This window comes from Zestosphaera sp. (genome assembly GCA_038843015.1).
Classification (GTDB): domain Archaea; phylum Thermoproteota; class Thermoprotei_A; order Sulfolobales; family NBVN01; genus Zestomicrobium.
The window spans coordinates 70,469-94,709 of the sequence record JAWBSH010000002.1; the positions used below are offsets into that span (position 1 = coordinate 70,469).

Sequence of the window (24,241 nt, forward strand, 5' to 3'; positions counted from 1 at the left end):
AGTATTCGGATGGTCGATATTTCTTCTAAGCCAGATGTTTTTAGGGAGGCTGTTGCTGAGGGCTTCATAAAGCTCAAGAAAGAGACTGTTAGGCTGATAAGAGAAGGATTAATAGAGAAAGGCGACGTGTTGGCTGTTTCTTCAGTAGCTGCTTTGTTAGCAGTTAAGAAGACTCCTGAGTTGCTCCCTCTAACCCACAATATACCCATCACGCACGTCTCTACATCATATGAAGTACTTGACGATGGTGTTAAGGTCACTGTAGCAGTGAGAACTACTGCGAAGACAGGAGCTGAGATGGAGGCTCTCGCAGGAGTCACGCTAGCGTTACTAAACATATGGGATATGGTTAAGAAGTACGAAAAAGACGAGGGAGGGCAGTATCCTGAGACAATGATAAGTAACGTGAGAGTAGTTAGGAAAACTAAAGAAGCTTAAGCTAGCGTTCTGCTCTTCTTATTCTTCGCCCGTCACCTAAAACCCAGAATTCTCCGTTTTCCCTAACCTCAAGCTTCGATATAGGAACTTCGTGTTTGACTCTCTCTAACACATACTCAGCAGCCTTGAAAGCCTTACTTCTTTCTTTGGCAGTAACGAATATGTAGATTGTTGGGTCTCCAGGCCTTAAATTACCTACTCTGTGAACCACAACCACATCCCTAACTCCGAACTCCTTAACTGCATCCTCACCAATTTCTCTCATCTTACTCAGAGCGAAGCTCTCATACGCTTCGTAAATCAGTTCACTCACTAATTCATTGTTTACTAACCCCTTAACGAAACCCATGAAAATCACCAACGCTCCACACCCATCCCTAGAAGAATCCCTAGATAATCTCTCTAGATACTCATTAACGTCTAACTTCTCTCTCGTTATTAATACTTCTACAGCCATTTCATCAACCACCAGCAGCCGGCGGTAATAGAGTGACTTCGTCTTCTTTCTTAAGTAAGTACTCATCACTAATGACGCGGTCATTAACTAGTATTATCAAGGATATATTAGCTTCTTCGACCTTCTTGAGAAATTCACTGAACCACTCGAGCTTGCCTGATAGGAAGTTTAGTAATTCCCTAACCTTTACAGGACCCTCTAACTCAATATCTACTGACTCAGTCTTAGCGAAGTCCCTCAATATTCCGAAAAACTTTATTTTCATCTGTACTCACCTGACCTCCTCTCGCTTTTTAGGGTAGGGTTTAGTCTCGTGCTAGGTCTCGGACGTAGTGCACGACTCAAGAATATAGCTCTTGCTTTCGAATCTGCACTTAGAAGGTCACTTCCTGAATACTTAGAAGTCATTATTGACAGCATGCTTATCATCAAGAGATACTATAAACACAGACTTTTATAAGCAATTATTCCTGTCGTCCCAAGAAGTGAGGCTTTTGCTGTGGAAGTATTTTGGTTTATCATAATAGTTTTATTATCATTATGATAATATAGTTATTGGGTCATGCAAAAATGTTAAGAGTAGATGTCAGAGCTGCTGGTTATAGGGCGGGTGAAGCAGTACTGAAGAGAGTCGGGTTTACGTGTAGTAGTGGAGAGTTAGTTCTGGTTGGTGGGTTTTCAGGTTCAGGTAAGACTACATTATTACTCACTATTTCAGGCGTTCTTTCCTCACTCCTTGGTGGTTGGGTTGATGGCTCGGTGCTAATCAATAACGTGGACACGCTCAAGACAGATTCTGCCGTGTCGAGGCTTATTGGCCTCGTGCTTCAAGATCCCGAGAAGCAATTATTGATGCCTACGCCTCTAGATGAAGTTCTCTTTACTCTAGAGAATCTAGGGTTCAGTGAAGAAGAAGCTCTAAATAGAGCTACTGAGTTATTGAAGAGATTCGGTCTTTTTGATAAGAGATTTAATCATGTAGAGACTCTCTCAGGAGGTGATAAGAGAAGACTGTCTCTCGCCTCAGCAATATCTCACAAGCCATATCTAGTTATGCTCGACGAGCCTACAGCGTCTATGGACCCTTGGGGCATAAGAGAAGTCAGAAAGTTCGTTGCTGACTTGATTAGGGAAGGTAATATTGTCTTGATTGTTGAGCACAAAATCAAGTATTTTCTAGATCTTGCTGACAAGCTAATATTGATGAGTTCTGGAGAAAAGATAGCTGAATACTCAAGAGATGAGCTTACTTCGAGAGACCTACGTGAAAAGCTTAGAGACGCTAACGTAGACGTCGAGCCTATTCATGAAGTGCTTGAGAAATCAAGTAACGAGAAGAAGAGATTCGGTAAAGCCCTACTAACTGTTGAGGGACTTGAGTGCTGGCATGACCCTGAGAAACCTCTTCTCAAGGGAGTTTCTTTCGAGGTAAGGGAAGGTGAAGTCTTAACCATAGTAGGGCCTAACGGTTCGGGCAAGACTACTTTACTGAAAACCATAGCGGGATTTCATAAAGGTTACTCAGGAGAGATTAGATTTCATGACAAAAGAAAAGTATTCTACGTTAGTCAAACACCCGATTACATGTTCCTCGAGAACACTGTTGAAAGAGAGTTAATGCTCACATCGTCCAGAACAGGCATCTCAATTAATGCTTTAATAGAGAAAGTACCTTTCTATACCGAGAAAAAGAATTCTCCCCCATATAGACTAAGTCTAGGCCAGCGTAGGTGGTTAACATTAGTTATTGCATGGGCTTATACGCCCGACATAATATTGATGGACGAACCCACAGTAGGGCTAGATCTAGGTTTACTCAATACTTTATTTAATCATGTAAGAGAGTTAAGCGAAGAAGGAATCTCTTTCTTAATATCTACTCACGACCCGAGGGTTCTCTTAGGATTAGCAGACAGGTCTCTCGTAATTGAGGGAGGCAAGATTAAAGAAGTAGAGCCTTATAAGGCTGCCTTAATGCTTGAGAGCGTTGCAGGTGTTTATTGATGAAGCTTAAATATAGAGAATCAACACTATTTCTTTACGCTCTAGGTATTTCTTTAGTAGCGTTCATAGCTAACTCTATTAACTCAATAATGCTCCCTTCACTACTTAACGGGATCTTAGGTTTCGTTTTAGGCGGCAAGAAATTACCTCAGAAGTTGCTGGCGATACTTCTGCTCTTAAACGCGTGGGGAGCATTCCTAAACGGACTCTACTTTCATAATTTTGGTGAAGTAATTATATCAACTCAAGCAATAGTAATTAGGAGAGGCGCGATAGAGTCCTTCTTGTTAGTTAGCTTAAGATTCTTCCTAGTAGTTGGTGCTACTCTACTCATGCTCGGCTTAGTCAACGTAAGAGACTTGATAAAATCGCTAGAAAGAGACTTGAGAATTCCACCAGGAATAGCTTTCTCAATAGCTTACGCATTCAGGTTATTCCCTCTATTAAGTAAAGATTTAAGCGAAATTTACGTGGCTAGGAAAGAACGAGGCGTTACTTCAGTAGTGCTGAAGCCTAGTGACCTGAGAAGCATCTTGCTACCACTACTTAACTTAAGCTATGAGAGGGCTGTGTGGGGCGGTATTTCTGCAGAACTTAGAGGCTTAAGACTTAGGAAGATGTCTGATAGAAAATCTTTAGGAGTAGGAGACCTCATCATATTGTCTACGCTAATTCTACAATGGGCAACCGTATTCTACCCACTACTTTAACTCCGTTATCGTCCGTTTAAAAGAGTGTTTGTTAGTTCTTACACTATAACTAAGCAATAAATATTTTTATTTTTTAGTTATAACATTATCTATGGTGAGCGTCACGTGATGAGAGCTAGATTCACAAGCATAGACTTAGCTTTGTTAGCTGTAGCGGGAGTGATAAGCGGCGTTGTATTTACTGCTACTTGGACAATATACAACATATCAGAAGTTGTTGTAGGGCCTGTAGGCGCTAGAGTAATTAGTTATGGTTTGTGGTTTATAGGGGCTCCGCTAGCAGCTTCTCTCCTAAAGAAGCCTTCATCAGCACTTCTAGGAGAGTTCCTGGGTTCTTTAGTCGAGACCCTGATAGCTCCTGCAGGCGGCATAACTAACGCTATTTACGGATTTACTCAAGGGCTTGCTTCAGAACTAGGTTACCTAATATTTAGGTATAGGCGCTGGGATATGCTTTCAGGAGCTCTCGCAGGAGCATTAGCCGGCATCCCAGCAGTTAGTCTGGATGCCCTCCTCTTTGGTCTGATAGGAGGACCTGCAGAGATGAGTTTATGGTTTTTAGCAGCCTGCGTTAGCGGAGCTATTTACGGTGCTGTAGTATCTTCCGTAAGTCTTAGTATCAGGAAATAACTACTCAACACAAGTAAGAGCTTTTTTAACAGCTTTAATAGCACTCAACGAGAAAACATAGATAACTGGCTCTATACCTAAACCACCAGAGTCAGCTATCGCGTCAGGCTCTCCGCCCAACTCACTAACGATTTTTTCCAGAGAAATAAAGAACTCCTCGATTGATTTATGAGGTCCTGTCTTAACCACATTCAATCCTGAAGAACTTAACTTCTCAATGCACTTCTCATCATACTTAATCGCTATAGCTGACCTTATGTTAGGAAACCTACTCATCACTTTAAGTAATACGTTCGCGGTGTGCTTACTCCCGCCCTTTATAGGATCACCTACAGCTATTACTCTATCACCGGACTTCACTATCCTCCCAGAAAAACCTGCCACGTCCCTAAAATCTCTCGCGTTAGGGGGAGCTGAAACTATGTTCATGCCGACTTCAGGAATTATCTCATGGCCTCTAGGATGAAAACTCAGTATTTCGTAAGCTACCTTAACTTCCTCTACGTAAGGGTCGCTAACCTCCTCAAATAACTTAAAACAGACTTCGCAATCTCTAGGAACTACAGACGATATTTTCTTGTGGGTCTTGCAGAGCAAACCTCTTCTCAAGATAGAGTTGAGAAAATTACTTATTAATTCTAAGTATTCGCGGTAGTTATCATTTACGAGCCTCTCTACTAAGACCTCTACAGTTCTCACAACCTCGCTCACGTCTAGTCCTAAGTCCTCAAGTCTCTTAAGGTATTCTGAGTAACTCACACTCATGTACTTGCTGATCATCGGCTGAGAAATTCCTAATAGTTTAGATATGCGTAGTTGCCCAAGACCTTTCTCATATAATTTATGAGCTAACAGACCCCTCAACTCTGGCATTACAAACTCACTAATTAAATCATGCGGTATCAATCCTGTCCCCGATAAAAATAAGTTAAGAAACTTTAAATGACGTGATGTAAGTCTTAGGACACCACTCAAGAGCCCTCGCAACTAGTCTTGGAAGGAGGTAGAAGTAGTGAGGGGCACTCCATACAGCCGCTCTCTAAATGCATCACATGTATACAGCAGGTTGCGAAACCTTCGTTTTTCTCATTAACTAATTTAATGTATAGGTAATCTCCTTTCAGATCTGCTTCTATCTTAGCAACGTTTTGAGTTATTCTATGAAGACATACGTCGTAGTTTTTCTCAGCATACTTAATAGAAAGCAGCACCTCATACAAACCCTCAGACTTCCTAATCTCCTTAACATTTACATTAACTAAACTCCCCAATTCTATCCCCTAAACAATTATCTTCTCGAGTAAGATAAGCTTAACTTTTTGTGAGCCTATCTACTACGAGGGTGTAGACGTGTGAGTACGAGAATCATAGTGTTCTCAGGACCTGGAGCTTCCGGAAAAACCTCTCTTACAGCTGCTTTCAGCGAGTGGCTCGCAAAAGAATTTAGTTCGAGCGTCAGCATAGTGAACCTAGACCCGGCAGTAGAGAAACTCCCCTATAATCCTGATTTTGACGTGCGTGAGCTAATAGATTTCAGGAAGTTAATGAGTGAGGAGGGCTTAGGCCCTAACGGGGCTATGATTAGAGCTGTTGATATGTTAGCTGAGAAAAACAAGGAAATACTTACCAGATTAAGAAAGTTAAAAAGAGATTATATTCTTGTAGACACCCCGGGCTTAAGTGAGCTGTTTTTGTTACGAGATTCAGGACCTAAAGTAGTCAAGGCATTAAAGAAGGTAGCTCTACCGATAGTCATTTACCTGAATGACGTCACAGCAAGCAAGACCCCGGCTGAAGCTGTCGTGACGTACTTAATGAGCTTAGTAGTTCGGTTGAGGCTTGACGTCCCTGTAATACCTGTCCTCAGCAAGTCAGACTTACTAAAAAATCAACTAAAAAAGACGTTCTCTGAAGAGATAAGTAGTCTAGCAGAAAAATTATCTCAAAGCAATGGCTTACTCAGCGAGCTGGCGAACGAGCTTACTAAGATTTTAAGTATGTATGCGATACCAACACGCGTGATAGCTGTATCAGCTATAACTAAAGAAGGTTTCCACTCACTCTATTCAGTTATTCATGAAGTGTTTTGCGCGTGCGGTGATTTAACCTGAGATTAACCTGAACAAAGTATTCCTAATATCAGCTAATCTCACGAAAGTCTTAGCAGCATTTATGGAAACCTTCAAATATTTCTCAGGCTCGTTAAAGTACATATTGATTATTTCGTTTAATTTCTTACTAAACTCTCTGTATTCCTCTTCATCTACTTCGTTAGCTCTATGGTCAGTGTAAATATCTATAAACTCAGAAATATCTTTGCCGAAAAGCCAGCCATTATATCCATCCTTAATCATCTCTAAAACCGCGCCGTCTCTAGATGCTAGTGTTGGGACGCCGTTAACTCCCGCCTTCATGAAGCTAGTGCCTGACGCCTCCCAACCCGGGAAAGGAGTGAATAAAAGCAGGTCAGAGCCTCTTAGCAAGTACTTAGCGTCTTCTAAGCCGTAGTTATTTAAGTATACTACGTTCTCGTACTTTCTTGACAACCTGAGAAATTCCCTCGCGTACATCTTGCCGTAAGTGTCTTGGGGGTGAGGCTTGCCGCCCAAGACATAAAAGACTTTCAAATCTTTGTTATCTTCTATGAACCTAGCTATGAAGTACGGCCTTTTATACTTAACTACTCTCCTTACCCAAGTTACTATAGGGGTCCCAGGCTCAGGCAACTTACTGAAACCTGCTTTCTTAAGATATGTTATGAGTTCTTCCCTAAGCTTCTGTCTAATCTTCTTGTAGGCCTCAAGATCGACCTCGTCTCTTAAAACGTAATTAAGCATTTCCCTGTCACACCACCTATTCAAACTAATCCCGTTAGTAGCGTCAGTAAGTCTGTCAGCAACGCCGGGTGTCACGCCTCTCATTATCTTCAGTTGCTTCCTAGACACTACGTAGCTCTTAGGTACCAATTTAATTATGCATTCAGTCAGGTTTATGTAGTTGTCTCTGATACACTCTCTAAGCTTATCTAAACCAAACTCGGAAATTAACCACTCTTTATGAATTACTGGGTGAGCCCACGGTCCGGGCGAGTGTGTCACGAACTTAACTTTAGATAAGTCTTTAAGAGCAAAGGCAGCCATCCCAGCAAAACTTTCTTGAAGATGTATTTCAGTGATGTCTCCCAACAAGCCAGATTCAATCAGGGTTGCCGCACCTTTACTTAAGATGAGATACTTGAGGAACATCTCCTCTGTATTCTTCTCTACATATAGTTTTCTAGTGAGTTCTACCGCCCAGAGAGGTTTTAAAACTCTCAGTAAGACTAGTTTAGATCCAGACACCTCAAACATAACAGAATCTAGAGTTATTTCTTCGCCTCTAACTTTTATTGTAAAAGAGCCTAAGTTTCGCCCATTAGAAACTACCCAATCATCACTAACTTCAGCAAGATCTCCATTGCTAACCTCATATGAGGCGTAACCTCCAGGATGATACATCGTGATGACGGCGTAGTCTATACCTATAGACTTAGCCTCAATAAGCTTATCGCCTTCAAGAACTCCTAAACCACCAGCAAATTTAGTTAGGCCCTCAATAGCTACTTCAGGAGTCACACTAACGTACATAAAGACCCCCTAAACATTCAATACGTTAGCAAAATAAGCTTATTCCGTCAACGTGAAGTAGTTAGTTACTGCTTAAAGTCTTAGCCACCGCGAAAAAGCCTAAACACTATGAGTTCCTTATATGAGCAGGCGTCCTCAGAAAACTTCAGAGTTTTAAATCCATCACTTACTGCTATGACTTCTAAATCTGTTTTTACTCCTCTCAAATCAAAGACTTTAGCTACTAGATCTCCTACACTAATACACTCTCTCAGGTCTAAACATACAGGCTCCTCGAACAGCCCGACTGCTCTAACGCATATTCTATGCATCAACAACTAACCTTAGCCTTAACTCTTTCAATTTCTTTAGCTAATTCTCTCATGTCTAATCTCGCTAACGTTTCATCCTTAGGTATTCCTAACTCATCCCACCCCAGCCCCTCATAGTAACTAATTAGTTCCTTCTTCACGTCCTCCCTCCTAGGAGCCTCACCTCTCTTCGGTCCTGAAGGGAGTGGCTCGTAAAATCTTTCTGGGTTATCATCGTGTGTTCTAGGGTCCCAAAAAACGTCAGGACCTCCTAAGAGTAAGAGTACTCGCTGGATAGTTAGTGTCCTCACCCCAGTTAAGTAAACATCTTCTTCACTGAATCCCCAGCCAGTCACTGCGTTGAGATAATTAACTAGCTTCTTAACATCTACTGCGTTAAAGAAACATATTACAGCACTATCTAAGAAGGCTGTGAATGCTTCAGATTCTGTTGACTTAGACGGCACGCCGGCTGTCGACGTATGGTCTCCTCCCTGAACAGACCCAGCATAAGCGATTTTTTGAGGGTAGTCTAGGCCACTCCTTATGCCGTGAGCCCCCACGGCAATGCCCTTAACTTGAACAGCATACTTTAGCAAGTCCGCCCCAGACTTTGCGCTAAGTTTCAACGCAGCTCTGTAAGTCCCTTCAGCTAGTATAGAGCCGATGTCTCTCTTATACGCTATGTCATGAAGTAATTTCATGATGCAGTCTACATTCCCCCACCTCAACTCACAACCCACGTCTTCTATAGTCAAATAACCTTTCTCAAAGAGTTCTATAGCAAACCCCAAAACGTTTCCAGTCTGTATACCACAAAGTCCTAACTCGTCAGCTAATGCCGAGAGCTTAACTACAGACACTACATCGAATACTCCTAAATTACTCCCTAGATAGGCCCCCATCTCATAGTCGGGTCCGTCACTCACGTAAGACCTTAGATCATCAAGTACTCTGCTTATCTTCATGCATGACGTAGGGCAGCCCCAGTCACTCCATAAGTTCTTAATCCAACACTTCCTCTCAACTTCTTCATGAGTATAAGACCTCACGTTATGCCATTCTTCTGTCCAGTTCTTCACGGGTTCTGAACTAGTAACGTAGCCTGTATACCAAAGACCTTCAGTAGTGCCCCAATACCTAAAGACTCTCATCCTATTACTGAGTTCACTCAACACCTCCTTCCTCAGCTTAACTACCTCATCTTCATTACTTACTTTAGGTAGGGGTCCATACCCCTTAACTGCTACAGCCTTAACTTTCTTAGACCCCATTACGGCGCCATAACCTCCGTAACCGGCCGCGTGAGTAAGTTTACTCATGACTACTGAAGTTCTCACAAGGTTTTCTCCGGCAGGTCCTATGTAGACGTAACTAGGTAGCGTGTCAAGACCTAACTCTATTTTAATATCTCTGTAGAGTAAGTCATTAAATGCCTCAATAAACTTAAGACCTCCCAGACCCCATAGCTTAGTAGCGTCGCGGACCTGCACTCCTTCGTCGTCTACGTAAATATATACGGGATTCTCAGAAACTCCTCTCAGTATCAGTCCATCATACCCGGCAGACTTGAGCTCAACACCTATCTCGCTAGATAGTGTAGAGCCGACCACGCCCCCACTTAAGGGAGACTTACCAGAGATAACTAACTTTATTCCTGGATAATAACCCGTGAGAGGACCCGTGAGAATTACGAGTATGTTCTCAGAACTTAAGGGATCAACGAATTCCCATTTAGACCCTAATTCCTTCCATAAGATCCAGGTAGCGAGACCTCTGCCACCCACGAATCTCTTAAAGACGTCTTCAGGAACTTCAAAGGTCCTCGCAGTCTCTCTGCTTAAGTCAATGTCGAGGAGTCTTCCCCAAAAGCCAAACATTAAGTAACACCCCTCAAACAACACCTAGCTTCTTAGCTAAGTCTCTTGAAGTCTCGATAGGGTTGTTTAAGTAAGACTTAACAACCTCTCCACCAGGTTTGCGAACTAACATTAACGCGTTGAAACCTATGGACTCACACACTCTCACACAGACTGGATCCCCGCCACACAGGTCACATATCACGACAGCTTTCTTACCTCTCACTATCTTAGGTACTTTCCCGGGGCACGCACTCACGCAAGACCCACACAACACGCATGAGTCCTCACTAACTAATACAGCACCAGTCTCAGCTACGCTTAAAGCTCTAGTAGGGCATGACGCTACACAAGGATAGTCATCACACTGGACGCATAAGTAAGGCACAGGAAATCCATAAATAGACTCATGAATTCTTATTCTTGAGGCTGCCGGCCAGATAAGGCCTTCATGCTTTAGTGAGCACTCAATCTCGCACAATCTACAACCTACGCACTTAGAATAGTCTCTTAATATCCATACTCTCAAAACATAACACCAAATAATTCACGAGGATAAAATTTAAATACAAAAAGCTATAATTAGCTAGTTGCTGAGTTAAGTCTCTGCTTGCTTCCTTATAACTATTTTCTGGCCTATTAGTGCTGTGCTGGGTATAAGCACTGTGTTGCCGTCTTTTCTCTTAGCTATAGTGAATAGAGTTCCTATGTCAGTCACTATTACTTCACTCTCTCCAGCAGCATCTATTATGTCACCGATCTTAAACGGCCTTGCTAGGAGCAAGAACATGCCGGATACGGCCTGACCGAGGACCTGCTGAGTAGCGAAACCTATTACTAACCCTATGAAGCCTCCTAAAGCTACGCCGGCAGCACCGCCAGCCACCCCGCCAGCGATGCCGGCCAGCAAAGCACCTAAGCCTAAGATCTTAATAAGACTCCTAACAGCTGCCGCAGCAGAAGGACCATACCGAGGAGAGAGCAAGACGTAAAACATAGACGCTATGGATGAGACTATCAACCAACCAATCAACAAAGCTACTAAGACATACACGTAAGGCTGATAATCTCTCAGTACGAGCAATCCCTCCAGCGCTTTATTCTTCTCTACTAAGTCTGGTATAAAGTAATTAAAGAACCAGTTAAGAACTCCCAGAACTAACACAGCAACCACTATGTAGATTACTAATCTCCACAAAACAGATCCAAGAGAGTCCTTACTTGATGACATAAGATAACCACCAAATAAATATATCTTAACCTTGGTTAATAAGTCTTTAGTAGTTTCTTTAAAATAGCTCTACTTCTTACTCTTTGTTTTCTCTTGAGTTTCAGTACTCTTAGCCTTACGAGATTCTTTAGACTCACTTATCATGAAAAGTGTAGTTCTTTGTCTACCACCCACCCTACTCACCTGCTTATACATCGGTAATAGATTATAAGTTTTTATCCCGCGTTTATTATATGTGGTTAGGTGTTAGTGATGAATGAGAGCGCTAACATATTATCTAATGAACCAGTCATTATGATACCTATATACATAACGCTGTCTGTTACGTATGTGTTCTTAGTAGCTGGGTCTGTCGGGTACGTTGCTTACAAACCCAAGAAAAAACCCTATAAAAGTGATAACGTTGAGTTTGTTCTCATAACTATAGCAAATAATAAAGTCAAGAATGCTTTGAAAGAAGCTCTAGAAAATCTCCGCAGGAGATTTAGAGACTACTTAGTATGGGTCGTTGTGGATGAGGGAGCCGAGCTAATGAGTTACTTGAGTGAGGTGAGTTCTTTAGACCCGTACTTGAGGCTCGTCGTAGTTCCTGAGACTTACGCGAGACCTTGTAAAGGCAAGGCACGCGCTATGAAGTACTTCATTGAGTACTTCGTAGAGGCTGATAACTGGTATGTTTTCCTAGACGACGATAATATAATCCTGGATAACCACTTCCTCTATGAAATACCTTACTACGAGGAACTCGGCTACGTGGCTTTCAACCCAATACTAAAACCTAGGAAAGGTAACTCGACTCTTGCTTACGTGATTGACTGGATAAGATACTTTAATGACCTAACTTTATACAGGTTCTTCACAGGCTTTCTAGGGAAGCCTCTCTTAGGACTACACGGCGAGTTATTAGGTATTAAAGGCCACGTACTAAAAGAACTCAACTTTAATTCATCGTCACTAGCTGAAGACTTCAGCTTAGCTATCGAGTTGGTTAAGAGAGATTACAGGACGTGGCAGTCAGGAACTATAGTAAGTATTAAGTCTCCTAACAGCTTGAACGATCTTCAAAAGCAGAGAGCTAGGTGGTTTAAGGGAGTTTTAAAAGACTTAAAACATGCTCCAAACCTGATGAGAGCTATAGTGGCTGTCAAATCTTTCCTCTGGGTTGCTCTAATATCAGTCGTTATAGCTGTATTAGTAACGAGTAGCTATTACAATTTGTTTGTCGTGTTTCTCATAATCCTTAATTCACTATATCACTGGTCAGCATATATGTACGGAGCATACAAATCCGGAAAATTAAGGTACTTCTTAATAGCCCCCATAGCATGGGTAATTGAAGTCACGTCAATCTTTAGAGCGCCTACCATAAAAGACTTCTACGTAATCAATAAGAACTAGTCAGCCGATGTCGGACACATCACTACCTCAGGAAGGGGAGCTCTCATCACGTACTTAATCTAACACAGTCTTCAACAAATCATGAGTGAGCGAGTTTATAAGTATTTCACGTTAGCGCGTCATTCTCGGTGTAATCTAATATGACTTAAGCTTATTAAACTTAAGACTAAGTAAACACAGTGATGAGGGATCAACCGTCTGATGAGTGATGTTCCCAGGATGTCTGATTAATCTTAAGTTATGTGAAAACTCGTAGAAATTCTGGCTTCGCTTATAAAGGAAGCTATAGATAGTAAAGAATTCTTCAGCCTTTAACGCCCATCCTGACGGCCTCTCCTATGAATCTCTGCGCTACCATATACATTATTATTATAGGTATTGCGTAGAGTATCGCTGTTGCTGCGAACATGTTCCAGTATGTAGTATAGGCCCCCACGTACTTGTACATTAGAACTGGTAAGGTTCGGAAACCGAAGAGGTTAGCTAGAATAAACTCTGACCAAGCACCCATGAAAGCGAAGATAGCTAATACTAGGATTGGTGCCTTAGAGGAAGGAAGGATCACCCTGAACATGAGAGTCCACCAGCCACTACCGTCAACGAAGGCGGCCTCATCTAACTCTCTAGGTATGCTGTCAAAGTAGTTTTTGAGGAGCCAAGTATTAAAGGGCACCATTCCAGAAACGTAGAGGAATGGTAGCACGTAGATATTGACTAGATTCAACTTACCTAAAAATACGAAGAGAGCTACAAGAGACGCTACACCAAAGCCTCCACTCACTTGACTGAATATCAGGTAAGAGTATAGTGCAGTACTCTTGCCTCTAAATCTAAACCTCGAAAACGCGTATGCTGCCGGAGTTATAAATAGTAGTGCTAGGAACACAGTAGCTCCGGACACTAAAGAACTTAAAATTAATGAGTTCCTGAAGTCCACGTCGTTGATGACAGACAAGAAGTTATCTAAGGTGAAGTATGAGATATCAAACGATAAGGTAGGCAGTCTCGAGAACGCGGTTAGGAAGATGTAAATAACTGGATAAAGAAGTATAGCAGTTATGGAGAACGCTACCGCAGTGATAAACAGTTTAAAGAGGTATACCTTAACCAACGTCACCTTACTTACCACCCCTCTGAAAGACGAACCTAAACCACACGTAAACATACACTGAGAGTATTAGGACGACTATAAGATAGAAGGAGGCCGCATAACCCCACTCATAGTCTCTCATGAATCTGTGATACCCATACAGAAGCAGTAAATCATTGCTGAAGATCAACTTACCCATAAACCTAATCATAGGACCGCCGTCATTGAGAACGAAAGGAATTAGGAATGCTTGAAGAGAAGCACCTGACGTAAGAACTGCTACGAACGCTACTGTCCTCATTATTAATGGCAAGACGATCTTAGTAGTTCTTGAGAATATGCTCGCTCCATCAACTATGGAGGCCTCAATAATTTCTTTAGGAATTCCCGATATGGCGCCGCCAACTACAGTCATTATGAAGGGGTAAGCCAGCCAAGCCTCTATGACGTTATATGCTAAGAAAGAGTCCCACTCATTCATGATAGTACCTACTGCTTGAAAAGGCCTACCAATAATAAACGAGAAAAACTGAGTTACGGGCCCATACCTAGGGTCTAGAACACCTCTCCATATCATGACAGATAATATAGCTGGTAGAGCCCAAGGCGTCAGCAACAACCCCCTCATTATCTTCCTCCCATAAATTAGTGGTGAGGAGAATAGGAACGCGAGACCTACTCCAATTAGTATCTTAAGAGGAACTGATGTTCCGAGAAATAATAAAGTCTTTAAGAGTGAGTAGTAAAAAGCTGGGTCATTAAATAACTGTATAAAGTTGTTCAGACCTATGAACATGAGGGGTCTAGCAGGGTAATCCGGGTTATACACGTTTATGTGGTTAGCGTTAGTGAAAGCCAGGTAGACTGAGAAAGCTATTGGCCATATGTTAAAAAATATGAAGAGGAGAAGTGAAGGAACCACAAGAATAAGTGCTATTTTAGCAGGAAAAAGGAGTTCTTCTTTACCTTTCGGCTTCTCCATGCGCCTAACCCACCTTACCCAGAAAGCTTCTGTAGTATCTGTTCCTGCGCATAATTAAGTGCTTCTTCAATCGTTGAAACTCCCTGATTTATAGCTGTTAAAGCATCGCTAACTGGCCCCCATACGTAATTCATTTCAGGACTTGAAGGCATGGGTATGCTGTTTTCTACTGCTTTAGCGTAACCATATACTACCGGTAATCTAGATAAACCTTCCCACTCGAGGACAGTTTTAAGAACTGGCACGAAACCTGCCTCCTCAGCTAGTTTCTGTATAACTTTATTATTTAAGGTAAACCATAAAGCGAATAACACAGCTGCCTCCTTATTTTGAGAATTCGGGTTTAACCATATCAGCTTAACACCTGAGTAAGGCTTTGGTATTATAGTTTCTGAAATCTTCGGTAAGGGTGTTATAGTGAAGTTTATTCCAGCATCTCTAATTGCTTTAATATCCCAGGGTCCAGTCACTATGCACGGTGTTTTACTAGTTAGGAATAGATTTAACTGAGCGTCATGACCTAAATCACCTTTATATAAGTACACGTAGATGTTCTCATAGAAGAACTTTATTCCATTTACAGTCTCCGTCAAGTTAACTCCCGGCTTCTTAGTAGTATCGTCAAAGTAATAGCCTCCGAAGCCGTGTGGCCATGCAGAAACAAAGTATGGGTCAACCTGGTATGAGATCCCGTACTTATCTGCGTCAGGATTATAGTACTGTTGCATTATATTCTTCAGCTCATCAAAACTTTCTGGAATCTTACTTACTAACGCATTATTACATACTAGGGCAACTGTCTCAGCAGCCCAAGGCAAACCCCATATTTTGTTATTATAGGATGCCGCTCTCAAAGCAGATGAGACATACTGATTCAATATATCGTTCGTTAAGTACTGGTCTAAGGGAACTATCATGGAGGCTTCAGCGAATCCTCCAGTCCAGTCGTGAGCCCACGTAAGTAAGTCAGGACCTCTCCCGATAGCTACTTGAGCTTGGTAGACATCCTTCATGCTGTCTTGATGAACCAAATTGACTTTTATACCCGGGTATTCGACGGTGAAGTTCGCGATTATGCTTCTTATAACATCCTCCTCGAAAGGCATCATAGAAACCCAGAAAGTAATCGTAACATCTATCTGTCTGTTTTTAGCTTTTTGAGCTATTTCATAGACCTCTCTAGTAACTGAAACCTCAACATCGCCAAACCTCAACTTATACTCAACAGGTGTTGTTGGTGTTGGGGTTGGTGTGGTTGTTGGTGTAGTTACTGGTGTTGTTGTTGGTGTAGTTGTGGGTGTTGTTGTGGGTGCTGGCTGGCTAGTCATATAAATCAATACAGCAGCAACAACAGCAATCAAAATAACAACACCAACAACAATAGCAAGAGTCTTACTAATAGCCCTACCCAAAGCAAGACACCTCAAGTAATACTCTAAATTAAGGTTAAAAAAGTTATTAATTATTTCTTCTTAAAGAAGAGCTTAATGAGTATAAGGAATGCCACGCTCAAGACTATAGCAGTAGCAATCACGCTTAAAGCTATCAGATTCCAATCAGTAACTAACTGGGAAGCTGTTGTTGTTTCTGTTTGTGTGTATGTAGTGCTCAAGACTACGGTCCTTGTAGTTGTTTCTGTCACGGTTGTAGGTGGTTGAGGAACCTGCGCCGCGGGCCTAACTCCTTTAATCTTAGCAGGGGTCCCGACTAACGTCTCCACATCAACGCTGTAAGAAGAGAGCTGAGCGTACTGAAGTTCGGACGTGGGAGCTAACAAGTCAACTATTCTAGGTATAACTCCTGCAGCAACTCCTATAGCATGTTGTGCTCCCACACCAAAGTTCCACTCACTAGGGTCTATAGAGAAAGATCTTATGTTGTTGGCTCCGTAGCCGTCCCAGGAAGTTAGTACTACTACCCATCCCCAATCACCAGGCTCTTTAATAGCGGGTATTAGCCCTTTAGGCACTTCAGCAACAATCTTGTTAGGTTGTTCAACGTAAATACTCATGGCGTTAGCTATGTTCGTGCCGTTAGGGTATATGATATTATTGCTTCCAGACCATCCAGGTCCTACAAGCAATGCTACTTCCCAAGCATACTCTGGGTCTATATTGACCCACAGACCGAAGGTCGTGAGATTGCCGCTACCTGGGATACCGTCAGTGTCTAAGTAGATGTGGAAGAACTGCATGCTGAAGCCGTTAGGTCCTCCCCACGGGTTACCTCCCAACTCTCTTACTTCGAAAGTTAACAAGTACTTATCACCGATATCTAGAACGCTGAACTTGAGTAGGTCGAAGACTCCCGGCACGAATACTTTATTTAGTGGGTAAACGTATGTCCCGGCACCTTTATCATCTCTCTCAGGATCTGCGAACTCTGCTATTACGTTAGCTCCAGGAGCTACTGGAGGTCTAGGTACCCTAATGAAGTAAACACTCCCTAATCTGCTTGAGTGAGCTTCTAAGGTGTTGTTTGAGTAGAGAGCTACTGTCAAGTAAGTCACATCACCTACTTCCAAACCTAAGTTAACCCACTTAATACCTAGAGCTATGAAGACGTTGCCCTCACTACCTAATACGTTATAGTAATCAACGTAAGAAGGATAATAAGTCTCGTTACCGCTTGCTTGATAAGTAATGACAACTCTGCTGAGAGGGTCTGTTAAAGCCTCCTTCACAACCTTAATAACTACTGCGCTAGCTATAGCCACACCCAAGTCTCTCGTAGAGTTCATCGGGTATACGTTATACCCTCTGATCCAGGGTGAATAACTCCTCCTAGGATTGCTTAAGTAGAGAACTACTGAGTAAGGCAAGTTAGTAGTTAAGTTGATCCTGAAATTCACGTATATGTAGTCACTGTCAACACCTACTATGACCTTATCTAGTGCTTCATGCGCTATTACAACCTCTAGCACACGATCTAGTTCTGAGTCCGGTATAACGTAGTTTGCTGGTTTAGTTCTCAGAGACGGTGGTGATTGAGTATTGATTACTCCTGAAGGGACTCCATCAGGGAGGAAAGTAGTGTTTAGGTAGGGTGGTGGCTGAATATCTGAGGATCTGTAAGCTTCTAGTAGGTAGTATTTGTAGACTAGGTCGAACCTGCCTACAGGACCCCACTCACCCCCATACCACCAATTCCAGTCACTTGCTTCTGCTCTTAAGAGAGCTTCAGCAGCTACTGGATTTATCCCGGCTAACTCATTAAGACTTGAAACGCTGTATCTAGACATTACTTCGTCCCTAGCTTTAACCAACCACATCAAAGCAATGTTTTCTTGCTTATCACCTATCCAAGTACTTAATCTAGCGTCTTTGCCGCTCCAAGAACTCTCTGCTATTCTTGCTGGAAGCTCTCTAGTAGGGAGGGCCTCATAAGTCGTTATATGAGATATATCTTTCCCTACCAAGTCAAGATATTTTTGAGTAGTTAGTGGCAGCTCAGGACTTTTCTCCCTGTATAGATTCAAGTACTCAGAAGGAGTTAAAGTGACTATGTAGCCCTGCTCTTGCAATTCTGTGAGTGCAGCGTAAAGGGAGTTGAGGAAGTCATCGCCGAAGTTCTTATAACTCTCCCACGGATTCTCCCCGTCCAGAGCTATCACTATGACACTGCTCTCGTCAGTATTAGCAGACGCTATACTCAGTAAGTAATTTCGGAAGTCCCCGATAGCTGCGCTGGTCTCCATCCCTGAATACTGGAAACTCAGTCTGTTACTTAACTCAGGGTCTCTGAAGAACACGTAGAACGACGTAGTACCGAAATCTATTCTCCAAGGTCTTAGGTAGTTATCTGGTCTTGACACATCAACTCCGCTTAACTCTAGCACGTTCCTGTCCGTCACACACCAGGAAATGCCGTACTCACTGAATATCCTTAGTGCTTCCTCATTGACCGCCTGCTCAGCAGGCCAAATACCTGAGGGAACGTAATTGAAGTACGTGCTGAAGAGCTCTAGCGACTTGCTAACGTGTAATCTTAAGTCATCGTACCAGCCTAAATCAGCTAAGAGCGGAGCTATTGGGTGAGAGTAAGGTACCGGAATAATTTCTGCTTGACCCGAGTTAAGTAGTTCTCTGTATTTAGGTATTATCTTGCTCATTATCTCTACGTGCTTACTGAGGACTAGAGCTAGCTCACTCTCGGTGAAGGACGGGTTTGTCTGGGTTAAGGCTCTCTCCCTTAAAGAAGCCAGCTCAGTATATTCACTAGTTACTACTTCAGGGTCTATCCAGAGCAGATTAAAGAGAGTTGCTAAGTCTATGAAGTCCTGCCTAGTAAACTCACTAACTACCTTGATTATCATATCCTCTTCTGGAAGGCCAGCATATTTCGTGAATGCCGCTTGCGCTCTACTCCTCAACTCCTTAAATTTAGGTGACAACTCTAAGATGTTAGCCCAGTTAATGTCGAAAAACCCTCCAGGTATCCTCAACACCTCAAAAAGATCTCTGGTTGTTGCAGTCCCTTCAACAATCTTCCAAGATATTATTTGCCTTAAATCCATGACACCGTTAACCGCGCTCAGTAACTGATGGAGGAGCGAGCCAGAAAACGTGAAGGTAGCCTTAACCTCAGGATACTTACTAAGAATCAAAGCCATCTTATAATAGTTGCCGACTGAATGCATCCTGACCCAAGGAAGAATGAAGTAAGAGTCGTTCTCACCATAATACCATGGTTGATGATAGTGCCAGACTACGATCACGTTGAGAGGCTTACTCTCAGCTCTTATCAAGCTAAACGGAGCTGAGAATATGCTGGCGATGACGAGACCTGCCAAAAACAGCAACAGAATCTTTCTCCTCACAGTATACACCTCATTAATTATCTACGTCAGTCAAAGAAATATATTTACAAGACTTCTAACAGTTTGTTTCTTTAATGACTAGATTATTCTTCATACTCCTGAGTCCGCAGAAATGCGGGCGGGGAACTACCTGCATTGATGGTGAGATAGCGTGCTTGAGCTAGGCTCAAGACTGAACTAATGAGTTCGGTGAGGATATGCGGCCCTCAAGGTCAGAAGAGGGTCAGATGATTTGTAGTGAGTAGCTCTGGTGAAGTCCTACGAGAAAAATTTATAAAACTCTTTAATGTTTACTATGATGTTCATTGGTTATGAGGGGATTTAAAGTTGAAATTAAATAGTAGGGTATGTAACTTAAGCCTACAGCATCCCGTGATGAATGGTAGCGGTCTTTTAGGAGCTACTAAGCAACAAATAAGTATAATGTGTTCATGGGGTTTAGCAGCTATAGTCACTAAAACTATTACTCGCTATCCCCGAGTAATGAATAAGCCGCCAAACATACTATACTTGAGTGATTTAGGAGCTATTATCAATTCTTTGGGTTTGCCTAATCCAGGAGCTGAACGTCTCCACGAGTTAGTTCAGGAAGCTAAAGCTCACGGCTTGCCTACAATAGTTAGTGTCGGGGGAAGTTCCGTAAGAGAATACATAGAAGTTTCTTCTAGGGCTGAGGAGGCAGGAGCTGATGCTGTAGAACTCAACTTAAGTTGCCCTACTACGTCAGGCTACGGACTCAACGCAGTAACAGATTCGCAGGTCTTGTATGAGATAGTGAAGAGCGTGTCTAGCATTATAAGATTGCCAGTTATAGCTAAGCTAGGAATTGATTTAAGGAATGGCTTAATCAGCCTAGTAGGGAAGGCGCTTGAAGGCGGTGCTAAAGCCGTAACCCTGATAAACTCAGTTAGAGTTGTGTCCATAGATCCTGAAAGACTGGCATACAGTCTTTCCTCTAGTAATATGGGTTACTCTGGAGCACCAATATTTTACGTAGGCTTAAGAGCAGTTCACGATGTCTACAGAGAATATAAGGCAGAGATAATAGGTTGTGGCGGTATCAGGCATTGGGGTGATGTCGCTTCATATATTCTAGCCGGGGCTAGAGCAGTCCAGCTAGTAACGTCTTTAATGAGAGCTAGAAAACCTGGGGAGTACCTGAATAACTTGCTGAGAGGTCTTGAGGATTGGCTTGAGAGGAAAGGATTTTCGAGTTTGGAGGAAGCTATAGGTTACATTCATAGAATATGAGTAAAACAGACTGAGCATCTAATGAAGAGCTAGTAAGTGAGGCCCGAAAAGAACTTGAGCTACTCTCAGATAGCCTGGTATATAGACTCTCTTTTTTCTAGACTTGATGGACTTAATTATATGTCTAGCCACTTCTTCAGGCGTTAAACCGCTTTTAATCTCGCTCACGCCAGCTCTAGCGTGAAAACTTGTTTTGACTAGTCCTGGATAAACATTGACTAAGTTTATGTTCTTAGACTCTAACTCTCTGCGTAAGGCCTCTGAAGCGTAATGCAACGCTATCTTAGTAGCGCCATATAGTGGTAACTTAGTCATTAAAACGTGTATGCCAGCGGTTATTATATTAACTACTGTAGACCCGCGCCTCATGAAAGACTGTAGCTCTTTTATTAGAGCTAGAGGAACAATGAAATTAACTAGAGTCATATTAATCATTTCATTAATATCAACCTCAAGTAGACCTTTATAGAGACCATACCCAGCATTATTCACTAGAATATCTAGAGCGTCGAATCTGACCGCGACCTCAGTAACTATTAATCTTATGTTTTCGACTCTGCTTAGATCAAGAACCAAATAATCAAAGCAGTCGCTATAGGTCTTCTTAATCTCGTTAAGGCTTTCAGAGTTTCTTCCAATACCTAAAACTCTATTATTGTCCTCCTTACAAAACTCTTTACTTAATGCTCTTCCTATGCCTGAGGATGCGCCAGTAATAACTATGTTTATATTTAACCACCAAATAATTAAGTCAAAGTAGCTTTATATTGTTGACAGCTACAGGCTAATAGAAGGTAAGCTTTGAACACTACAGGCTTAAAATTCAAGAAGAGGAAGGTTTGTCCGCAGTGTAGAGCCAGCAGGAAACGTAGTATCCTGGCTCAATCTCTGTTAGAGGGGGTTCTTTAACTTTGCATACCTCCATCACGTGAGGGCATCTCGGATGGAATCTACAGCCTGACGGCGGGTTTATCGGGGATGGGGGTTCACCCTGCGGTCTAGTCTTCTTTCTACTCCTCGAAAGGACTGGGTCTGGTATCGGGATTGACGAAAGTAGCATGACTGAGTAGGGGTGAAGCGGCTTCTCATAAAGTTTCTGCGCGTCCCCGACCTCTATTATCTTCCCTAAGTACATGACCGCCATCCTGCTACTCATGTATTTAACTACTGAGATATCATGTGATATGAAGATATAGGTTAAATTATAGTTTCTTTGTAGGTCTTTAAGTAACTCAAGTATCTGTGCTTGAACAGATACGTCTAGAGCTGAGGTAGGCTCATCAAGAACTATCAACTTAGGTCTTAAAATTATAGCTCTTAATATTGCAACTCTCTGTTTCTGACCACCCGATAATTCGTGTGGGTACCTATACAAGTGTTCTGGTCCTAAACCTACGTTCTCCATCTCCTTAATTAAGTGTTCTTCATAATTATCTAGCTGGACACCGTGTTCTCTTAGAGGCTCTAATAAAGTTTCCGCAATAGTCATCCTAGGATTTAGTGACGTATGAGGGTCTTGAAAAACCATTTGGGCATTCCTTCTAAATTCCAGTAGTTTCTTTCCTCTCAGCTTGCTCACATCTTTGCCGTCAAACAAGATCTTTCCGGCTGTGGGTCTATTAAGTAGGAGTATAGTTTTGCCTAATGTGGTCTTTCCGCAACCACTCTCTCCAACAATTCCTAAAGTCTCTCCCTTAAAGACGCTGAGACTTACACCATCAACTGCTCTAACTTTAGCAAATAGAGAGCCCCTTACCCTGAAGTATACTTTCAGGTCCTGTACTTCTAGTAGCGGTGGAGACAACAGACTCACCTCCTCAAATAAAGCCAGCAAGCAACTCTATGGTGAGGTTCTACTTCCGTCATCGGCGGTTCTTCACGTCTGCACACATCAACTGCGTAAGGACACCTGGGATAGAACCTGCAACCGGGTGGTGGGTTTATTAGTGAAGGAACCATACCGGGTATGGATTCAAGCCTCTCAATTCTCTTAAGAGGGTTAGGAACAGACCTAATTAGTAGCTGTGTGTAGGGATGCAGGGGTTTGTAATACAGGTCCGTAGTAGGCGCTTCCTCAACTATTTTGCCAGCATACATGATGTAAACTCTGTCTGAGACTTCAGCTACTATACCTAGGTTATGTGTTATTAGGATTAAGCTCATCTTATATCTTGATTGGAGTTCTTTAAGCAATTCAAGAATTTGGGCCTGAATAGTCACGTCCAAATTTGTAGTTGGTTCGTCAGCTATCAACAGTTTGGGATTATTAGATAAGCTAGTAGCTATTACTGCTCTCTGCCTCATACCACCTGATAATTCGTGCGGGTAGTTCTTGATTCTCATTTCAGGACTCGGTATAACGACTTCTCTCAAGAGCTTTATAGCGTCTTTTAAGACTTCCTTAACTCTGGCTTTCTTATGACTAGTCACTGTCTCCACTATATGTGCGCCTATAGTGTATAATGGATCTAGTGCTGACGTAGGGTCTTGAAAGACGTAAGCTATTTCGTTGCCTCTAATATCTCTAATGACTTCATCAGAAACCTTAAGTAAGTCTACTATGTCATTATTTCTCCTTCTGAAGAGAGCTGACCCATTTTCTATTCTCCCGGGATGCTCTATGAGTCTAGTTAAAGCTCTAGTAGTCACGGTCTTCCCGCAACCTGTCTCACCAACTAGAGCGACAACTTCCCCCTCATATACGTCAAACGAAACTTTAGATACCGCATTCACTACGCCAGCATACGTATAGAACTTAACTTCAAGTTCTCTCACCTTAAGTACTTGATTATCTTGAAGTAATTCTGCCATCACTTACTCACCCTCTTTAAACTCTATAGATCTCCTAGTACGCGGGTCTAGCACATCTCTCAAAGCGTCGCCGAGCAAGTTCCACCCGAGAGCTATTACAAGTAGTATGATGCCGAAGTAGAGCACTATGTGCATGGTTCTCTCAGGGAAGAAACCCCCAGCCTTAGATATGAGGTAACCTAGTTCAGGAACAGGTTCTTGAGGTCCCAGTCCTAAAAATGAGAGTGCTGCTGCAAATAGTGTTGCTGTAGCTAGATCGAACGTCATCATAACTAATATAGGAGATAGCACATTAGGTAAGATATGTTTAGTGAGTATCTTCCTTGTAGAAAGTCCTACGAGTTTAGCAGCTTCTATGAAAGGCTGCTCACGTACACTCAACACACTGCCTCTAACTATCCTGGCATAACCCGGCCACCATACAATCACCATAGCTATCCAGACCGAGATTAATGCCGCTAGCTGTGCGTACTCCTCAGGTCTTAAGCCGAAAATGAGTGAAAGGAGATCTCTAATAGGAGTATTGACCTCTAGGAAGAACCTAATTTTCTGCGGGAGTACTGAAGCGAAAGCTATAGCGAGAATTAAGCCTGGAAAAGCTATGAAGATATCAGTTAGTCTATAAAAGATTAGAGAAAATATAAT

Annotated in this window: 25 protein-coding genes; 7 read left to right on the plus strand and 18 right to left on the minus strand. The window is 42.3% G+C overall.

Translation table 11 applies throughout. The features are described 5' to 3' along the window. Nucleotides 1-9: 9 nt before the first annotated feature. Nucleotides 10-438, plus strand: coding sequence for a cyclic pyranopterin monophosphate synthase MoaC (moaC, locus tag QXL29_01905; protein ID MEM2283344.1), 429 nt, complete (start codon nucleotides 10-12; stop codon nucleotides 436-438). A 1-nt stretch (nucleotide 439) separates the two neighbouring features. On the opposite strand, the gene QXL29_01910 is transcribed toward moaC, so the two are convergent. The 3 genes from QXL29_01910 to QXL29_01920 are packed head-to-tail and all read right to left on the minus strand — an operon-like array spanning nucleotide 440 to nucleotide 1,315. Next, nucleotides 440-895, minus strand: a complete 456-nt coding sequence (locus tag QXL29_01910; GenBank protein ID MEM2283345.1) for a molybdenum cofactor biosynthesis protein MoaE — start codon at nucleotides 893-895, stop codon at nucleotides 440-442. Between the two features lie 4 nt (nucleotides 896-899). Further along, a complete protein-coding gene (locus QXL29_01915; protein MEM2283346.1) occupies nucleotides 900-1,160 on the minus strand; it encodes a MoaD/ThiS family protein in 261 nt (86 codons plus the stop codon). Then, the gene (locus QXL29_01920) at nucleotides 1,157-1,315 is read right to left on the minus strand and encodes a hypothetical protein (GenBank protein ID MEM2283347.1); all 159 of its coding nucleotides are present in this window, start codon (nucleotides 1,313-1,315) and stop codon (nucleotides 1,157-1,159) included. Before QXL29_01920 ends, QXL29_01915 begins: the two co-directional genes overlap by 4 nt. Before the next feature lie 150 nt (nucleotides 1,316-1,465). Between QXL29_01920 and QXL29_01925 the strand changes: the two genes are divergently transcribed. From QXL29_01925 to QXL29_01935, 3 genes are all read left to right on the plus strand, one after another. Next, complete coding sequence (locus tag QXL29_01925) at nucleotides 1,466-2,899, plus strand: ATP-binding cassette domain-containing protein (GenBank protein ID MEM2283348.1); 1,434 nt, start codon at nucleotides 1,466-1,468, stop codon at nucleotides 2,897-2,899. Next, a complete protein-coding gene (locus QXL29_01930; protein ID MEM2283349.1) occupies nucleotides 2,899-3,609 on the plus strand; it encodes an energy-coupling factor transporter transmembrane component T in 711 nt (236 codons plus the stop codon). The genes QXL29_01925 and QXL29_01930 overlap by 1 nt, the downstream gene beginning before the upstream one ends. A gap of 108 nt (nucleotides 3,610-3,717) precedes the next feature. After that, the gene (locus QXL29_01935; GenBank protein MEM2283350.1) at nucleotides 3,718-4,239 is read left to right on the plus strand and encodes an ECF transporter S component; all 522 of its coding nucleotides are present in this window, start codon (nucleotides 3,718-3,720) and stop codon (nucleotides 4,237-4,239) included. Here QXL29_01935 and QXL29_01940 read toward each other — a convergent pair whose 3' ends face one another. After that, on the minus strand, nucleotides 4,240-5,145 hold the full coding sequence (locus QXL29_01940; GenBank protein MEM2283351.1) for a thiamine-phosphate synthase family protein: 906 nt from the start codon (nucleotides 5,143-5,145) through the stop codon (nucleotides 4,240-4,242). A 65-nt stretch (nucleotides 5,146-5,210) separates the two neighbouring features. Next, a complete protein-coding gene (locus QXL29_01945) occupies nucleotides 5,211-5,510 on the minus strand; it encodes a hypothetical protein (GenBank protein ID MEM2283352.1) in 300 nt (99 codons plus the stop codon). A gap of 81 nt (nucleotides 5,511-5,591) precedes the next feature. Between QXL29_01945 and QXL29_01950 the strand changes: the two genes are divergently transcribed. Continuing rightward, the gene (locus QXL29_01950) at nucleotides 5,592-6,350 is read left to right on the plus strand and encodes an ATP/GTP-binding protein (protein MEM2283353.1); all 759 of its coding nucleotides are present in this window, start codon (nucleotides 5,592-5,594) and stop codon (nucleotides 6,348-6,350) included. Here QXL29_01950 and QXL29_01955 read toward each other — a convergent pair. From QXL29_01955 to QXL29_01975, 5 genes are all read right to left on the minus strand, one after another. Continuing rightward, the gene (locus QXL29_01955; GenBank protein MEM2283354.1) at nucleotides 6,342-7,865 is read right to left on the minus strand and encodes a glycogen/starch/alpha-glucan phosphorylase; all 1,524 of its coding nucleotides are present in this window, start codon (nucleotides 7,863-7,865) and stop codon (nucleotides 6,342-6,344) included. The genes QXL29_01950 and QXL29_01955 overlap by 9 nt on opposite strands. A gap of 80 nt (nucleotides 7,866-7,945) precedes the next feature. After that, the gene (locus QXL29_01960; protein ID MEM2283355.1) at nucleotides 7,946-8,176 is read right to left on the minus strand and encodes a hypothetical protein; all 231 of its coding nucleotides are present in this window, start codon (nucleotides 8,174-8,176) and stop codon (nucleotides 7,946-7,948) included. After that, the gene (locus QXL29_01965) at nucleotides 8,176-10,035 is read right to left on the minus strand and encodes an aldehyde ferredoxin oxidoreductase C-terminal domain-containing protein (GenBank protein MEM2283356.1); all 1,860 of its coding nucleotides are present in this window, start codon (nucleotides 10,033-10,035) and stop codon (nucleotides 8,176-8,178) included. The genes QXL29_01960 and QXL29_01965 overlap by 1 nt, the downstream gene beginning before the upstream one ends. A 13-nt stretch (nucleotides 10,036-10,048) precedes the next feature. Beyond that, complete coding sequence (locus QXL29_01970; GenBank protein ID MEM2283357.1) at nucleotides 10,049-10,543, minus strand: 4Fe-4S dicluster domain-containing protein; 495 nt, start codon at nucleotides 10,541-10,543, stop codon at nucleotides 10,049-10,051. A gap of 69 nt (nucleotides 10,544-10,612) precedes the next feature. Further along, nucleotides 10,613-11,245, minus strand: a complete 633-nt coding sequence (locus QXL29_01975; GenBank protein ID MEM2283358.1) for a mechanosensitive ion channel family protein — start codon at nucleotides 11,243-11,245, stop codon at nucleotides 10,613-10,615. A 252-nt stretch (nucleotides 11,246-11,497) separates the two neighbouring features. On the opposite strand from QXL29_01975, the gene QXL29_01980 reads away from it, so the two are divergent. Next, nucleotides 11,498-12,643 carry a glycosyltransferase family 2 protein gene (locus tag QXL29_01980; GenBank protein MEM2283359.1) on the plus strand — a complete coding sequence of 382 codons (1,146 nt, stop codon included), beginning with the start codon at nucleotides 11,498-11,500 and terminating at the stop codon, nucleotides 12,641-12,643. A 304-nt stretch (nucleotides 12,644-12,947) separates the two neighbouring features. On the opposite strand, the gene QXL29_01985 is transcribed toward QXL29_01980, so the two are convergent. Genes QXL29_01985 through QXL29_02000 form a run of 4 tightly spaced genes read right to left on the minus strand, consistent with a single transcriptional unit; the run spans nucleotide 12,948 to nucleotide 19,534 of the window. After that, a complete protein-coding gene (locus QXL29_01985) occupies nucleotides 12,948-13,760 on the minus strand; it encodes an ABC transporter permease subunit (GenBank protein ID MEM2283360.1) in 813 nt (270 codons plus the stop codon). 1 nt (nucleotide 13,761) lies between these two features. Then, entirely contained in the window at nucleotides 13,762-14,715 is a 954-nt protein-coding gene (locus tag QXL29_01990) for a sugar ABC transporter permease (protein MEM2283361.1), read from the minus strand. 14 nt (nucleotides 14,716-14,729) lie between these two features. Continuing rightward, nucleotides 14,730-16,127 (minus strand): extracellular solute-binding protein, encoded by a 1,398-nt coding sequence (locus tag QXL29_01995; GenBank protein MEM2283362.1) that lies wholly within the window; start codon nucleotides 16,125-16,127, stop codon nucleotides 14,730-14,732. Nucleotides 16,128-16,177: 50 nt separating this feature from the next. Beyond that, nucleotides 16,178-19,534, minus strand: coding sequence for a glucodextranase DOMON-like domain-containing protein (locus tag QXL29_02000; GenBank protein ID MEM2283363.1), 3,357 nt, complete (start codon nucleotides 19,532-19,534; stop codon nucleotides 16,178-16,180). 327 nt (nucleotides 19,535-19,861) lie between these two features. Here QXL29_02000 and QXL29_02005 point away from each other — a divergent pair, with 327 nt between their 5' ends. Continuing rightward, nucleotides 19,862-20,785 (plus strand): tRNA-dihydrouridine synthase, encoded by a 924-nt coding sequence (locus QXL29_02005; GenBank protein ID MEM2283364.1) that lies wholly within the window; start codon nucleotides 19,862-19,864, stop codon nucleotides 20,783-20,785. An 18-nt stretch (nucleotides 20,786-20,803) separates the two neighbouring features. On the opposite strand, the gene QXL29_02010 is transcribed toward QXL29_02005, so the two are convergent. From QXL29_02010 to QXL29_02025, 4 genes are all read right to left on the minus strand, one after another. Then, on the minus strand, nucleotides 20,804-21,532 hold the full coding sequence (locus QXL29_02010) for an SDR family NAD(P)-dependent oxidoreductase (protein ID MEM2283365.1): 729 nt from the start codon (nucleotides 21,530-21,532) through the stop codon (nucleotides 20,804-20,806). A 76-nt stretch (nucleotides 21,533-21,608) separates the two neighbouring features. Then, nucleotides 21,609-22,589 (minus strand): ABC transporter ATP-binding protein, encoded by a 981-nt coding sequence (locus tag QXL29_02015; protein ID MEM2283366.1) that lies wholly within the window; start codon nucleotides 22,587-22,589, stop codon nucleotides 21,609-21,611. A 5-nt stretch (nucleotides 22,590-22,594) separates the two neighbouring features. Beyond that, the gene (locus QXL29_02020) at nucleotides 22,595-23,596 is read right to left on the minus strand and encodes an ABC transporter ATP-binding protein (protein ID MEM2283367.1); all 1,002 of its coding nucleotides are present in this window, start codon (nucleotides 23,594-23,596) and stop codon (nucleotides 22,595-22,597) included. Nucleotides 23,597-23,599: 3 nt separating this feature from the next. Further along, entirely contained in the window at nucleotides 23,600-24,241 is a 642-nt protein-coding gene (locus QXL29_02025) for an ABC transporter permease (protein ID MEM2283368.1), read from the minus strand.

What these genes read in the sequence shown, in the direction of transcription:
- moaC (MEM2283344.1), top strand. Translation starts at nt 10, where the DNA reads ATGGTCGATATTTCTTCTAAGCCAGATGTTTTTAGGGAGGCTGTTGCT.
- QXL29_01910 (MEM2283345.1), bottom strand. Translation starts at nt 895, where the DNA reads ATGGCTGTAGAAGTATTAATAACGAGAGAGAAGTTAGACGTTAATGAG.
- QXL29_01915 (MEM2283346.1), bottom strand. Translation starts at nt 1,160, where the DNA reads ATGAAAATAAAGTTTTTCGGAATATTGAGGGACTTCGCTAAGACTGAG.
- QXL29_01920 (MEM2283347.1), bottom strand. Translation starts at nt 1,315, where the DNA reads ATGCTGTCAATAATGACTTCTAAGTATTCAGGAAGTGACCTTCTAAGT.
- QXL29_01925 (MEM2283348.1), top strand. Translation starts at nt 1,466, where the DNA reads ATGTTAAGAGTAGATGTCAGAGCTGCTGGTTATAGGGCGGGTGAAGCA.
- QXL29_01930 (MEM2283349.1), top strand. Translation starts at nt 2,899, where the DNA reads ATGAAGCTTAAATATAGAGAATCAACACTATTTCTTTACGCTCTAGGT.
- QXL29_01935 (MEM2283350.1), top strand. Translation starts at nt 3,718, where the DNA reads ATGAGAGCTAGATTCACAAGCATAGACTTAGCTTTGTTAGCTGTAGCG.
- QXL29_01955 (MEM2283354.1), bottom strand. Translation starts at nt 7,865, where the DNA reads ATGTACGTTAGTGTGACTCCTGAAGTAGCTATTGAGGGCCTAACTAAA.
- QXL29_01960 (MEM2283355.1), bottom strand. Translation starts at nt 8,176, where the DNA reads ATGCATAGAATATGCGTTAGAGCAGTCGGGCTGTTCGAGGAGCCTGTA.
- QXL29_01965 (MEM2283356.1), bottom strand. Translation starts at nt 10,035, where the DNA reads ATGTTTGGCTTTTGGGGAAGACTCCTCGACATTGACTTAAGCAGAGAG.
- QXL29_01975 (MEM2283358.1), bottom strand. Translation starts at nt 11,245, where the DNA reads ATGTCATCAAGTAAGGACTCTCTTGGATCTGTTTTGTGGAGATTAGTA.
- QXL29_01980 (MEM2283359.1), top strand. Translation starts at nt 11,498, where the DNA reads ATGAATGAGAGCGCTAACATATTATCTAATGAACCAGTCATTATGATA.
- QXL29_01990 (MEM2283361.1), bottom strand. Translation starts at nt 14,715, where the DNA reads ATGGAGAAGCCGAAAGGTAAAGAAGAACTCCTTTTTCCTGCTAAAATA.
- QXL29_02020 (MEM2283367.1), bottom strand. Translation starts at nt 23,596, where the DNA reads ATGGCAGAATTACTTCAAGATAATCAAGTACTTAAGGTGAGAGAACTT.